Source organism: Niveispirillum fermenti, assembly GCF_052474395.1.
In genome coordinates this window covers 584,133-598,661 of the sequence record NZ_CP156679.1, presented here as the reverse complement: position 1 = coordinate 598,661, position 14,529 = coordinate 584,133, and the positions used below count along the sequence as shown (strand labels likewise).

The following is a 14,529-nucleotide window of genomic DNA, read 5'->3' as shown; positions in this document are numbered from 1 at the left end:
GCCCCAAATGGCCCCAAACGCACGAAACGCGCATCTGTGGCATCCGGTATGCTCAGCCGGGGATCGGCAGGCTCGTCGTCTCCTTCAGATCACGCAGCACAAGGGAGGAACGGACGGTGGCGATGCTGGGCAGCCGCAGCAGTTCCTGGACGAAAAGATCGAAGCTTTTCAGGTCTGTGGCCATGACCTTCAGCAGATAGTCGCTGTCACCGGTCAGCATGCAGCATTCCAGGATCTGCGGTGCGGTGCGCACGAATTCGGAAAATTCCGCCGTATGTTCCGTCGTATGGGAACGCAGGGTGACGACGATGTAGGATTTCAGGGTGAAGCCCAGCTTGGCCGGCGACAACAATGCCGTGACCCGCGCGATATACCCCTCGTCCCGCAGCCTTTGCAGCCGGCGCGAACATTGCGAGGGGGACAGGCAGACGATCTCGGCCAACTCGCCTTGCGTGATATCGCCCTTCTCCTGGACGGCCAGCAGAAGTTTTACGTCGAATGCATCCAGCGCCATGATCGTCCGCCTGCGGGGTTGGGGCCGGCGCGGAGCATAATGCAGTTGGCAACGGCGTCAATCCGCCCGCCGCCCCGCAACGGTGGACAGCCAGGCGACCGTGCTGTCGGGAGCGGTGAGCGGCAGCATGTGCCCACCTTCCACCAGGGTCAGTTCCATGGCGGGCAGCAACGCGCGCAACCCGTCGCCATGCAGCCGCCAGTCCAGCACCCGGTCGTCCCGCCCATAAAGCATGGCGACGGGCAGGGTCAGGCCGCCATAGCGTTCCGCCATCCATTTCAGGTCGGCATTGGATGCCATCAGGTCGGCGGAGGCCGACTGGAACGCCCCCGGCCGCAACCCCAGCAAGCCGCCACCGGCCGTGGCGAAATCGGCCGGCACCTTGTCCGGGCCGAACACGGTATCCATGATCCGTTCTGACTGCCGGATGGCCATGGGCGTGGCCAGCGTCCAGGACAGAAACCAGCGGGCAAGGGGCGACTTGATCACCAACCCCCTGAAACAATCGGGTACCTGCGGCTGGCGCCGCGTCAGGGGGGCGATCAGGGCCAGCCCGCCGGCGCAGTCGGGATGTTCCAGCGCCACGGCCAGCGCCACGGCGCCGCCCAGCGAATGGCCCACCAGCAGCGGCCGCTCCAGCCCCAGGGCCCGGATGAAGCCGGCGATAATGGCCGCCTGCGCCCGCAGGTTGGCACCGGCCCCCGCCGGCCGGGTCGAATAGCCCGATCCGGGCCTGTCGACCAGGATGACGCGGAACCGGTCGGTCAGGCGCGGCAGAAGCGAATGGCTGAAATGGGCCATCTGTCCGCCCAGCCCGTGGATCATGACGATGGCGGGTCCGGTGCCCTCGTCGCGGTAGTGCAGTCGGTGGCCTTCGACCTCCAGGAAACGGCCGCGCGGCGGCAGGGCCCTTTCCACCCGGCGGGCCGTCAGGCCCGTGAACAGGGCCAGCCCGCCCAGGACCCCACCGGCCAGCACGGCCGTAACAGCGGCGAATGCACCCATCATCTTGCCCGTGCTCCCCTACTTGTCCTTTGCGCCGGACCCTTTCCCCTGATCATCCGTTCACGGCCAGCCGGTTGCCCAGGCCGATGACGGCGGTGGCGAAGACCAGCAGTCCGATGCCCAGCCAGACCAGCCCCCGCGTGCGCCTGTCCGTCCCGCGCCATTCCTTCAGCGCAAAACCCCAGAGCGTTGAAAACAGAATGATGCTGGCCATGTGCAGGGTCCAGGACGAAAAGCCATAGGCCCCCATCTGGCTCTCGCCGATCGTGTAGAAGAAGAACTGGAAATACCAGAGCGTGCCGCCCAGGGCGGCCAGAAGGTAGTTGGCGCGCAAGGGCATCGGCCCGTCGGCGGCGGGACTACCCCGACCGGGACGGCCCAGGAATTCCCCCGCCGTGCCGTTGCGGCGGATCAGCCAGCCGCACCAGACCAGATTGGTGGCAAGCCCGCCCAGCAGCACGACACAAAGCACAGGCAGTCCCTGCCATATAGGGTCTGTGCCGGCCGACAGCGTGGCATCGCGGATGGGCTGCCCCGCATCCAGGCCCCAGGCGAAACAGCCCGACATGATGCCGGAGAACAGCGCGATCAGGATGCCGCGCCGCAGATCGAAGCCTTCCGTGTCTTCTCCCCCGCCGGCACCGGCCTGCATCCGATCCCGCCGGTGCCCGGCGCGGGCCACGGTGGCGATGCCGGCCAGCGTGATCAGGATGCCCAGCAGCACCAACTGGCCGCTCAGCGTGGCCGCGAAGGCCGGCAGCGTGCCATGGAAGAGGGGTGGTCCCAACGTCCCCACCACCGTCGTCAGACCCAGCGCCACAGCCATGCCCAGCGACAGGCCCAGATAGCGCATGGTGAGGCCGAAGGTCAGCCCGCCCATGCCCCACATGGCGCCCCAGAAGGCACACCAGGCCAGGGTGGCGGGAGGCGCCCCGGCCAGGACACCCAGCAGATCCTCCGTCTGCAGAAACGCAAAGAGCCACGGCGCCAACAGCCAGGAAAAGACGCCGCCCGTTATCCAGAATATCTCCCAGGACCAGCGCCTGATCTTTTTATAAGGCACATAGAAGCTGGCCGACGACAGGCCACCCAGCCAATGGAACAAAACCCCTGCCAGCGGATTGGCATCCATTCCCGTTTCCTTCCCCCTGTCCAGCCGGGTTTCCGGCCCGGTCTTGGTTTGTGACCCGTTCTGCCAGCCGGCACAGGCCGGCTCAACATTCTCCTGCGGCGATGCGCCAGCGGCGGCGCCATTCGGTCAGGTCCAGCGCCAGCGGCGCCACGGGCCGCAGTGTCGCCGCCGGCGCCAGCGCCGGATTCACCAGCCGCAGCGCGCCATAGGAAACGTCGCTGTCGATATGGCTGGTATAGACCGTCATCTCCGGCCGCAACGCGGCCAGCGCCCCTGTCAGCAGGCGTGATTCGGCGAAGCGTCCCTCCACCAGCAGGCGGGATTGCGCACCGACCAGGTCCAGCACGGTATCGGCCATCAGCGCCGCATAGAATGCCACGGCCGCCTGCCGTCCGGCCGGGGTCGATGGCTGGGCCAGCCAGCAGCCCCGGCCGGAGGGAAAGGGCCCGACCCCCTCGGCAAAGCCGGGCAGCACCACGGCCCCTTCCGCCATCGACGCTGCCAGGGCCGCCTCGTTGACGGCCGGTCCGGTGACATCCGGGGCAGGCCCCAGCAGCCGCTCGATCTCCCGCCCGCCCATGAAACGGCCCGACGGGATCAGGGTGCCATGCACATCGACATTGGCCAGGCAATCCCGCCCCTCCGGCAGGTTTTCGATGGGGAAACAGGTCCCGGCGGCCGGCGTGCGCATGGCCACGAACCAGGTCCCCGTCGACAGCACCGTCGCCTCGCCCCCGGCGATTTCACCGAAACCCCGCGCTGCCAGCAGTGCCGCATTGGAATCATGCAAGCCGCAGCGGACCGTCACATCGGCCGGCAGGCCGGTCCGGGCCGCCCAGCCGCGCGTGATGGTGCCCAGCACATCGCCCGCAAAGACGCGCGGTGCCAGCCGCCCGGCCCAGCCGCGCGCCTCGGCCAGGGCAGATGGCCGGCCGGCGGCGGGCTGCCACAGGTCGGTGTGACAGCCGAGGCTGCTGACCTCCGACGCGGCGATGCCGGTCAGCACCCAGGCCCAATATTGCGGCCAGGGCAGGATCGTTGTGCCGTCCCGTAACGCCGGCTCCTCCTCTTCCAGCCAGAAAAGCTGAGCCCCCAGATTCAGCCCCAGGGGCAGTGCGGGCGACCCCGTCTCCCGGAACGGGTCGCGCATGGCATCGTACCGCGCCCGCACCCCGGCCGGAACCGGCACCTCGTAATCCAGCGGCGGGCACGCCAGACCGTCGCCCCGCAGGATGGCCGCCGCCGCGCCATGTCCCACGGGAACGATTGTACCGACCCTGGCAAGCGTCGCAAACTCGCCAAGCACAGCCTCCAGCCACTGCTCCACCCCCTTGGTGTCGAGCGTGGCGCGCCCGCTGCTTTCCTTCGCGCCACTGGGCCGGCTGCGCCGGGCCAGGCACCGGCCGCCATCGCTCCAGAGGCTCAATTTCGTAAGGGACTTCCCGATATCCAGGACGACGACGGCCCTATCCTTCACCGGCCAACTCCGAAGATAGTGTTTGATTGAAACCTATCGAATATGATTGTTTATGGCCAGAAGATTCGATACATAACCGCTCAACACTGATCGTGCGAGTGACTTCCATGTCAGATATCCAGGCCAAAGCGCCGATTGCCACCAAAGCCACCCCGTTTCTTGTCCCATGCTCCCGTTGGGAAAGCCATATGGACCGGCTGGAAGGGCCCCAGGCCCTTTTGCTGCGCTCCAACCTGTTGGGGGCCGATCTGTCGGTGACCAACTATGGCGGCGGCAATACCTCGGCGAAGCTGATCAGCCGCGACCCGCTGACGGGTGCCGATATCGAGGTGTTGTGGGTGAAGGGGTCAGGCGGTGACCTGGGCTCGATGAAGCTGGACGGGTTCGCGACGCTGGAACAGCGCAAGCTGCTGTCCCTGGAAGCGCTTTATCGTGGTCAGGAGCATGAGGACGAAATGGTGGGCTACCTGCCCCACTGCACCTTCGATCTCAATCCGCGGGCTGCCTCCATCGACACGCCGCTGCACGCCTACCTGCCGTTCACCCATGTCGATCATGTGCATCCCGATGCCATCATCGCCCTGGCCGCGGCCCGCGACGGCGAGGCGGTGACGCGGGAAGTCTGGGGCGGTGCCGTGGGCTGGCTGTCCTGGCAGCGACCGGGCTTCGCGCTGGGGCTGCGGTTGCGCGACCATGTCGCCAGGAACCCGGGCCTGCGCGGCGTCATGCTGGCCGGCCACGGCATCATCTGCTGGGGGGATACGGCGCGATCCTGCTATGAGAACACGATCGCCCTGATCGCCGATGCCGCGCATTACCTGAACGAGCGTCTGGCCCATGGTCCGGCGTTCGGCGGGGTTGCCCTGCCGGCCCGGCCGGCGTCGGAACGGTCGGCCGCCGCCGCCCGGCTGCTGCCGAAACTGCGTGGCCTGATGCAGGGTGCGCGCGGCAAGATCGGCCACTTCGCCGACGACGCGGAAACATTGGAATTCGTGGGCAGCCGCGGCCTGGACCGGCTGGCCGCCATCGGCACGTCCTGCCCCGATCATTTCCTGCGCACCAAGATCGTTCCCATGGTGCTGGACCCGGCGCGCCTTGACGATGACAGCTATCTGGCCGCCATGACGGGAGATTACCGCAGCGCCTATGCCGGCTATTACCAGCGCTGCGCCGGACCGGACGATCCGCCGATGCGCGATGCGAACCCGGTCGTCGTGCTGGTGCCGGGCATCGGCCGCCTCACCCTGGCCGCGGACAAGAGCACGGCGCGCATCGCCGGGGAGTTCTATGCCAACGCCATCAATGTGATGCGCGGGGCGGAAGTGATCGGCGGCTATGTCGGGCTGGACGAGCGGGAGGCCTTCCGTATCGAATATTGGGCGCTGGAAGAGGCGAAGCTGCGCCGCATGCCGGCACCGCGCCCGCTGGTCGGCAAGATCGCCCTGGTCACGGGCGGAGCCGGCGGCATCGGCGCGGCGACGGCGGCGCGACTGGCAGAGGACGGGGCCTGCATCATGCTGGTCGACCGCGATGCGGACCGCCTGCGCGAGGCGGCGGAGCGCCTGGAGAAGCAGGCCGGGGCGGACCGCGTGCGCATGGCCGTGGCCGACGTGACGCGCGAGGCGGAAATCGAGGCTGCCTTCACCGCCTGCGCGCGGGAATTCGGCGGGCTGGACATCCTGGTCGCCAATGCCGGGATCGCGTCTTCCGCTGCACTGGAAGCCACGACGACCGATCTCTGGCGCCAGAATTTCGCCGTTCTGGCGGAAGGCTATTTCCTGACGGCACGGGCGGCCTTCACGCTGATGAAGCGGGGCAACGGCGGCTCCATCGTCTTCATCGGGTCCAAGAACGGGGTGGCGGCGGCCACCAATGCCGCGGCCTACGCCTCCGCGAAGGCCGCCTCCCTCCATCTGGCCCGCTGCCTGGCGCTGGAAGGCGCGCCGTTCGGCATCCGCGTCAATACCGTCAACCCCGACGCGGTCATCAAGGGCTCACACATCTGGGACGGCGCCTGGCGGCGCGAGCGGGCCGGTGCCCACGGCATCGACGACGGGGCCGGGCTGGAAGCGCACTACCGCGACCGCTCCATGCTGAAGCGGGAAGTCCTGCCCGAGGATGTGGCACAGGCCGTCCATTTCTTCGCCAGCGATCTGTCGGCCAAATCGACCGGCAACATGATCAATGTCGATGCCGGGAACGCACAGGCCTTCACACGCTGAGGCCGATGATCGGATGCGATCACCGGGACTGGGTATAAATCCGTTAGAACCGGTGACGGACCGCCGGCGCGCATGGGGGGAGGAGTTAAGAGCATGGCCAATGGGTTTCCGATCGACGGCCAACTGATCGAACGGCTGAATGAAGGGGCGCTGGGCGCGCTGGAGGATGATTATGCCAGCCTGGGCCGTCAGTTGGCCCGGCGGGGCATCGATGTCGAGACCATCCGCAGCCGCGTTGCTGCCTTCTCCGTCGCCGTGCCCAGTTGGGGTACGGGGCGCGGCGGCACGCGCTTTGCCCGCTTTCCCCTGGCGGGAGAGCCGACCGGCATTCTTGAAAAGCTTGAAGATTGCGCCGTGGTGCAGCAGCTTTGCCGCATCACCCCGCGCGTCAGCCCGCATTTCCCCTGGGACAAGGTGTCGGATTATGCCGGGCTGCGGGAAGTGGCCGCATCACTCGGCCTTGGCTTCGATGCCGTCAATTCCAACACGTTCCAGGATCAGCCGGGCCAGAAACACTCCTATGCCACGGGTTCCCTGACTTCCACCGATCCAGCCGTGCGCGAACAGGCCGTGGCACACAATATCGAATGTATCGACATCGGCCGCGCGCTGGGTGTCCGCGATCTGACGGTATGGATCGGGGATGGCACCAACTTTCCCGGTCAGCAGGACCTGGGCCGCTCCTTCGACCGTTACCTGGATTCGGCCGCGCAAATCTATGCCGCCCTGCCCGACGGCTGGCGGATGCTGATCGAACACAAGATGTTCGAGCCGGCCTTCTATTCCACGGTGATCGCCGATTGGGGCAGTTCAATCCTGGCCGCCCAGCATCTGGGCCCGAAGGCGCGTTGCCTGGTCGATCTCGGCCACCATGCTCCCAACGTCAATATCGAACAGATCGTGGCCCGCCTGCACCGGTTCGGCAAGCTGGGGGGCTTCCATTTCAACGACAGTTCCTATGGGGACGACGATCTGGACAGCGGATCGGTCAATCCGCATCGCCTTTTCCTGGTCTTCAACGAATTGCTGGAGGCGGAGCGCAACCCGCGCGACGGATTCGATCCGGCCTATATGATCGATCAGTCGCACAATGTGACCGATCCGATCGAAAGCCTGCTGTCGTCGGCGGAAGCCATCGCGACGGCCTTCGCCAAGGCGCTGCTGGTCGACCGCGACATGTTGAAGACGGCGCAGGAAGAAAACGACGTCATGGCCGCCTTCCAGGCGCTGCGCACAGCCTATCGCACGGATGTCAGCCCCATCCTGGCCATGGCGCGTGTCGGCGCGGGCGGGGCCGCCGACCCGATTGCAACCTACCGCGCCAGCGGCTGGCGCACGGCCATGGCGGCCCGGCGCCGGCCTGCCGGCAGTACCGCCGGCATCGTCTGACCAGGCCGTTGCGGGCCCGCCATGCGATTGCCGCTCCGGCCCTTTCCGTCTGGAGCGGCAGCCATGACAAAGCCAATCATTGCAAAATCGCGCGCATCGCGTCAAAATTCTGCGAAAACAAGCAGGTACGCAATGCACGCCGCCGAACGTGAACGCATCATACTGGAAAGCCTCGAAGATAGCGGTTTCATCTCCTTCCGCGACCTTGAGGCCAGGATCACCGCCTCCCCCGCAACCATCCGCCGTGACCTCGACCGTCTGGTCGAACAGGGACGGATCGAGCGTGTGCGTGGCGGCGCCCGCAGCGCGGGCGGTGACAAGCCGGCACCCGCCACCGCCCAGCCCAGCCCGCCGGGCGGGCTTCTGGGTGTGCCGTTCCACGAGAATATAGGGCGCAACCGCGCCGCCAAGGAAGCCATCGGCCGCGCAGCCGCAAAGCTGTGCGTGCCCGGCGAGGGCGTGATGATCGACGGCGGGTCGACAACCTTGCAGATGTGTCCGCATCTGGCCCCGCTGGGTCTGCAGGTGCTGACCACGTCCCTGCATATCGTCAGCGCCCTGTTGCCGCAGCCCGCCACACGAATACTGCTGCCATCCGGACAGGTCTTCCGCGAACAGAACGTCATCCTGTCGCCGTCGGGCGAGGACAGCATGCCGCATTTCCATGCGCCAAAGCTGTTCATGGGGGCTGCCTCGATCGGGCCGGCGGGCCTGATGCAGGCCGACATCATCCTGGTGGTTTCCGAGCGCCGCCTGATCGAGCGCGCCGACGAGGTCATCGTTCTTGTCGACAGTTCGAAGTTCAGTGGTCCGTCGGGCCATGTCGTCTGCGCCTTGTCGGAAATCGATACCGTCATCACCGATCCCGGCATCACCGATGCGCAGGCCGGAATGCTGGAAGGCGCCGGTATCAGGCTGATGGTGGCCGACATGCCCCGGCAGGGCGTGGTCAGAGCGGGGCGTTGACGCAATTCATGCGGAGACGGCCGTTTTGATTGAAATTGATTATTGACGTGATCGATTAAGATAAATAATGATCATTCTTACAGGGTGACGGTTGCCTCGCTGCATCCGCCCCCGGGGGGTGAGGGCCCCCCACCGAACCAAAAAGGATTCAGCCGCGGCCATACCGCATGGCTCGGCTTCGGGGAGGAAATTGATGAGCAGTTTTGATCCGATCTGGCGCCGCACATCGTCCAGGCTGCGGCGGCTGGCGCTTGGCGTCTCCGTCCTGGCCATCGGCACCGCCACGGCCGCGCAGGCCCAGGAAGTCTCCCCCGGAGGATCGGCGGCCGGCGCGCAGAACGTGCTGCTGGAGGAGATCATCGTCACGGGCACGATGATCCGCAATGTCGGTCCCATCGGCACGAATGCCATCGCCATGCAGCGCGAGGATGTGGTGGCCTCCGGCGCGGCCTCGGCCAACGACCTGCTGGCGCAGATACCCCAGGTCGGCAATTTCGGCACCGTCCCCCGTGCCCAGGGCAATTACGGCCTGCCCATCGTGCGGCCCAACATCCGCAATCTGGCCGCCTCCGGCGGTGCCAGCACGCTGGTGCTGCTGAACGGCAACCGGCTGGTGGGTGCCGGCATCCTGCAGACCAGCGTCGATCCTTCCATCATCCCGCCCGACGCCATCGAGCGGGTGGAAGTGATCCCCGACGGCGGCTCCTCCATCTATGGTTCCGATGCCATCGGCGGCGTGATCAACTTCATCACCCGTGACCGCTACGACGGTGTATCCGCCAATGTGCGCTATGGCCGCGCGGCGGATTTCAAGAGCACGGAAGCCAGCCTGATCGGCGGGCGGGACTGGGGCTCCGGCGCGGCCTGGCTCTCCTACTCCTTTGCCTGGCATGACAATCTGCTGGGCATCGATCGCGACCATGCCACGGCCGATCTGACGGGGCGGGGCGGCTCCGATTTCCGCGGCACGGCCTGTTCGCCCGGCAATATCCTGCTGGGCGGCATCCCGTTCGCCATGCAGACGCGGCTGCCCGGCACGCTGAACCAGTGCGACCAGACCGACTATGCCGACCTTTATCCGAAGGAGGAACGCCACAGCGTGTTCGGCCGGCTGGTGCAGGATCTGGGCGAGGGCGTCACCTTCAATGCCACGGGTTACTGGTCGGCGCGCGACACCGTGACCCGCACCGCGCAATCATCGCTGAGCGGTACGGTTTCAGCCTTGAACCCCTATTTCCGGCCCATCGGCACGGAAGTGCAGCATGATGTCGCCATCGCGTTCGACGAGGTATTCGGGCGCAGCAATGTCAGCGACGGTTATTTTGAATCCTACGGCGTCACGCCGGAACTGCATGTGGAATTGAGCGACACCTGGCAGCTCCGTCTGATCGGCAATCTGGGCCGGTCCTACAACGAGACGAACGAGGATCTGATCGACACCACCCTGGCGACCGGCGCCCTGAACGGCACGACGGCGGCCACGGCCCTCAATCCCTACAATATCGGAGCCAGCGACGCAGGCCTGCTGGCCCGGATCAATGATTACTGGAATGTCGGCCGGGCCACGCAGCAACTGGCCGAATTCCGCGCCGTGGTCGACGGGCCGATCTTCTCCATTCCCGGCGGGGACGTCCGGGCCGCGGCGGTCGTTGAATATCATTACGAGGATATCGACAGCAGCATCGGTTCCGGCCCGGCGGGCGCGCCGACCAGCCTGCAGCGGGCAAAGGCCGACCGGAACGTGAAGTCGATCTTCGGGGAACTGCATGTGCCGCTGGTGGGTGCGGCCAACCGGGTCGCGGGGATTTATGGTCTGGAACTGTCCGGTTCCGTCCGCCATGACGATTACAACGATGTCGGCGGCACAACCAATTCCAAGATCGCCATGAATTACCGGCCGGTGTCGGACCTGACGCTGCGCGCCAATTACGGCACCTCCTTCCATGCGCCCAGCCTGGCCGACATGGGCAATTCGGTGGATTCCCGCGTCCAGGTGGTGCTGTTCTCGCCCAACCGCCTGCCGGGCAGCCCCTTTACCGACCTGCTGCGTCCCACCATCGTGCTGGCCGGCGGCAACCCGGACCTGCGGCCCGAAACGGCCGACACATGGTCACTGGGCTTCGACTTCACGCCCGACGCCATTGACGGGCTGCGCCTGTCCGCGACCTATTTCAATGTGAAGTTCAAGGATGCGATCGGCCTTGCCCCTGTCCTGGAGCCGCAGATCTATTCCGATCCGAACTTTGCCGGCTATTTCGTCCTGAACCCGACCCTGGAACAGGCCATGGCCCTGGCCGGTTCGATGCGGGTCGATGGTGTGCCCAGCCTGCCCGCCCTGTACGCCTTTTCCAGCCCCTATGTGCTGTTCGATGCGCGGCGCAACAACCTGGGCGCCATCCATACCGATGGCATCGATTTCGAGGTTGATTACCGGCATCGCATGGATTTCGGCATCATCAGCGCGCGGGTATCGGGCACCTACACCCTGAACCGCAAGACCCAGGCCGTGCAGGGTGGCGCCTTCAGCGACAATCTGAAGAACGGCACGGGCCGGCTGGCCCTGGTGGCCAGCCTGGGGGCCAATGTCGACAATTGGTCGGGCCGCATTTCCTGGAACCATCGCGACAGCTATCCCATCCTGGGCGTGCCAAGCCAGGACCGGGTCGGCGCCTTCAACACCATCGATCTGTTCGCCAGCTACAACCTGGCCAGTCTGGCGGAAGGCACCAGCATCACTTTGAATGTCGACAATCTGTTCGACAAGGACCCGCCCTTCTACAATGCCGTTCCCGGCTACACGAATGGCAGCACCCTGGGCCGTCTGGTGTCCGTGGGACTGCGGACGAGCTTCTGAGGATGGCGATGCGGGACGATCGGCGGGGCGAAGGACGGCGGCAGGCCTTGAAGGGACGGTTGCAGTGGGCAGCCTGCACGGCGGTGCTGGTGCTGGCCGGTTGCGGCACACCGGGAAACGGTCCGCCGCAGGGTCTGCGGGTGGAATATGCCGTGACCCCGATCGGCCTGGACGAACAGGCCCCGCGTCTGGCCTGGCTTTCGCCGGTCGCCCGCCAGTCCGCCTACCGCATCCGGGTGGCACAGGACCCGGCGGCCCTGGAAACGGGGCCGCTGGCCTGGGACAGCGGCAAGGTCGCTTCGGGCGACAATGTCCATATCCCTTATGCCGGCCACCGGCTTGCCGCCGGTACACGCTATTGGTGGCAGGTCATGGTCTGGGACGCCAACGGTCGCCCCGGCGCCTGGAGCCCGCCGGATTGGTGGGAAATGGGCCTGCTGGATGCGGACCAGTGGCAGGCCGGGTGGATTTCGGGACCGGATCAGACGGTCCATGACTGGTCCGATCTGGAACTGGATATCGACCTGACCCTGAAGGGCACAGCACTGGACATCCTGTTCCGTGCCCGGGGCGAAGGGAAGAAGTTCGGCGAAGCCTATGTCTGGACCCTGACCGACACCAAGGACGGCCCCACCCTGGTCCAGTCCGTCCGGCGTTATGGCGGGGGCAAGTCGGGCGGCATGCGGACCACGGAACTGGCCCGTGCCCGCCTGCCCGGCGGCCCGCTGAAGGATCGCCGCCTGAACCTGTCCGTCCGGGCCAGGGGGCAGGAGATCACCACCATCCTGGACGGGGTGCAGGTGGCCCGGCTGACCGACCCCACCCAGACGCACGGCACGGTCGGCTTCACGGCCCGCCAGGCCGATGCCGCCGTAATCCACGGGGTGCGGGTGGGCGGTACCGGGTCGCCGGAGGTAAAGACCATCTTCGCCGGCAACGACAACCCCTTCACAGGTGGCAATGTCGGTGCCGACGGGTTGCGGGTTGCGGCTGGTGTGCCGTCGGTCGACATCGTGCTGCCTTTGGGGGCGCCGGCCCCGCTGCTGCGCCGAACCTTCGCGCTGCCGGACAAACCCGTGGCCCGCGCCCGCCTCTATTGGGCCGGGGCCGGCATGCCGCGGCTGCTGCTGAATGGCAGCATGGTCGGCGCCACATCGCTGGGTGCCGGCTTCACCGCTTATGACAAGCGCGTCCTGGCCTATGTGGAGGATGTGACCGACAGGCTGCGGCCGGGTGACAATGTCGTCGCGGCGGAACTGGGACGCGGCTGGTACGGGGTCACCGATCCCAACGAATGGTATTTCCACCGCGCGCCCTGGCATGCCGATCCCGCCCTTCTGGCCCGGCTTGAGATCGATTTCGCCGACGGAACCCGACAGGTCGTGACCAGCGACGGGGATTGGCGCAGCCAATCCGGCCCCACCCTGTCCGACAGTGTCTATCGCGGGGAACGCCATGACGCGCGGCTGACGCCCGACGGCTGGAAACAGGCGGGGTTCGATGATACGGGCTGGGTGCCGGCCCGCCGCGTCCCCGGCCCCGCCGGCACCATCGATTTCGCCAATGTCGAGCCCATCGCCCCTGTCGCCACGATCCAGCCCGTGGAAATGCGCGAGGTGCAGCCCGGCATCTGGGTCTATGATTTCGGGCGTATCATCTCCGGCCTGCCCGTGCTGAAGGCCAATGGACCGCGCGGCACCACCATCTCCCTGGTGGCGGCGGAAAAGCTGGACGATGCCGGGCTGGTGGCCCCTGCCTCCGGACTGATCAACGCCCAGCTCCAGACCTACCGCTACATTTTGGCGGGCACGGGCACGGAACGCTGGTCCCCGCGCTTCGGCTATGCCGGCTTCCGCTATATCCAGGTCGAAGGGCTGACCGGCCCGCCCGCACACGACATGCTGACAGCCGAGATCGTGCATTCCGCCGTGGCCGACACGGGCAGCTTCGCCAGCGCCAACCCGCTGCTGGACCGGATCGACGCGGCCGCTCGCGCCAGCATCCTCAACAACCTGCACGGCTTCCTGACCGACACGCCGACCTATGAGAAAAACGGCTGGACGGGCGACGCGCAGGCATCGGCCGGCATGGCCGTGCGCAGCCTGGACGTGGCGCGGGTCTTCACCAAATGGCTGGCCGATTTCCGGGACGCCCAGGCCGACAGCGGCGAGGTGCCGGAGGTGATCCCCACCACGCCCTTCTACGGCTATCAGGACACGCCGGGCTGGAACCTGGTCTGGGGCCCCACCCCGCCCTGGGATGTCGCCGCACTGATCCTGCCATGGGAACTTTACACCACCTATGGCGACACCCGCGTCCTGGCGGAAAACCACGCGATGCAGCGGCGGCTGGTCGATTACACCGCCACCATCTTCAAGGCGCCGGACTATCGCGGCCGGTTGGGCCTCAGCGAATGGAGCCCGCCGGGGCCGCTGGACATCCTGAATGCCCGCGGTGGTGGCATCGATGCGGTGACCAGCGCCTATTTCTTCCTGGAAGCCGATCTGCTGGCCCGCAGTTCGGCGGTGATCGGCGCCGACGGGGATGCGGCCCGCTACCGTGCCCTGGCCAATGCCATCCGCGCGGCCTACAACGCCCGTTACTGGGACGCCGGCAATGGCTGGTACCGCACCATGGACGGCAAGGGCGTGGCGGGGCCGCCCACGCAGATTTAAAATGTCCTGCCGCTGGCCTTCGGCATGGTGCCGGACGGGCAGGAAGCGTCGGTGGCCGCCGCCATCGCCGCCGATGCGGAGAAGAACGGGCTGCGCACCGGCGTGTTCGGCACGCGATATCTGCTGGAGGTATTGAGCGACCATGGCCATGCCGATCTGGCTTACCGGATCGCCACCCGCACGGACGAGCCGGGCTGGGGCTGGTGGATCGAAAACGGCCACCAGACCATGTTCGAGACCTGGAGCCTGAACAGCCGGTCCCGCAACCACCATTATTTCTCGTCCATCGGCGATT

The 14,529-nt window shown here is 66.6% G+C and carries 8 protein-coding genes and 1 pseudogene; 5 read left to right on the top strand and 4 right to left on the bottom strand.

What is annotated here, in order from left to right; genetic code table 11:
* Positions 1–52: 52 nt before the first annotated feature.
* The 4 genes from ABC728_RS06905 to ABC728_RS06890 all read right to left on the bottom strand — a co-directional run bounded on the left by ABC728_RS06905 (position 53) and on the right by ABC728_RS06890 (position 4,128).
* A complete protein-coding gene (locus ABC728_RS06905; protein ID WP_416617707.1) occupies positions 53–514 on the bottom strand; it encodes an Lrp/AsnC family transcriptional regulator in 462 nt (153 codons plus the stop codon).
* Positions 515–571: 57 nt separating this feature from the next.
* Positions 572–1,519 (bottom strand): alpha/beta fold hydrolase, encoded by a 948-nt coding sequence (locus ABC728_RS06900; RefSeq protein ID WP_445376395.1) that lies wholly within the window; start codon positions 1,517–1,519, stop codon positions 572–574.
* A gap of 52 nt (positions 1,520–1,571) precedes the next feature.
* A complete protein-coding gene (gene rhaT / locus ABC728_RS06895; protein ID WP_416617705.1) occupies positions 1,572–2,651 on the bottom strand; it encodes an L-rhamnose/proton symporter RhaT in 1,080 nt (359 codons plus the stop codon).
* An 82-nt stretch (positions 2,652–2,733) separates the two neighbouring features.
* The gene (locus tag ABC728_RS06890) at positions 2,734–4,128 is read right to left on the bottom strand and encodes an FGGY-family carbohydrate kinase (RefSeq protein ID WP_416617704.1); all 1,395 of its coding nucleotides are present in this window, start codon (positions 4,126–4,128) and stop codon (positions 2,734–2,736) included.
* A 107-nt stretch (positions 4,129–4,235) separates the two neighbouring features.
* On the opposite strand from ABC728_RS06890, the gene ABC728_RS06885 reads away from it, so the two are divergent.
* The 5 genes and pseudogenes from ABC728_RS06885 to ABC728_RS06865 all read left to right on the top strand — a co-directional run.
* Positions 4,236–6,350, top strand: a complete 2,115-nt coding sequence (locus ABC728_RS06885; protein ID WP_416617703.1) for a bifunctional rhamnulose-1-phosphate aldolase/short-chain dehydrogenase — start codon at positions 4,236–4,238, stop codon at positions 6,348–6,350.
* 93 nt (positions 6,351–6,443) lie between these two features.
* On the top strand, positions 6,444–7,739 hold the full coding sequence (gene rhaI, locus ABC728_RS06880; RefSeq protein WP_416617702.1) for an L-rhamnose catabolism isomerase: 1,296 nt from the start codon (positions 6,444–6,446) through the stop codon (positions 7,737–7,739).
* A gap of 132 nt (positions 7,740–7,871) precedes the next feature.
* On the top strand, positions 7,872–8,705 hold the full coding sequence (locus tag ABC728_RS06875; protein ID WP_416617701.1) for a DeoR/GlpR family DNA-binding transcription regulator: 834 nt from the start codon (positions 7,872–7,874) through the stop codon (positions 8,703–8,705).
* Positions 8,706–8,898: 193 nt separating this feature from the next.
* On the top strand, positions 8,899–11,559 hold the full coding sequence (locus ABC728_RS06870; RefSeq protein WP_416617700.1) for a TonB-dependent receptor domain-containing protein: 2,661 nt from the start codon (positions 8,899–8,901) through the stop codon (positions 11,557–11,559).
* 2 nt (positions 11,560–11,561) lie between these two features.
* A pseudogene (locus ABC728_RS06865) lies at positions 11,562–14,528 on the top strand (family 78 glycoside hydrolase catalytic domain); the annotation flags it as partial.
* Between the last annotated feature and the right edge of the window lies 1 nt (position 14,529).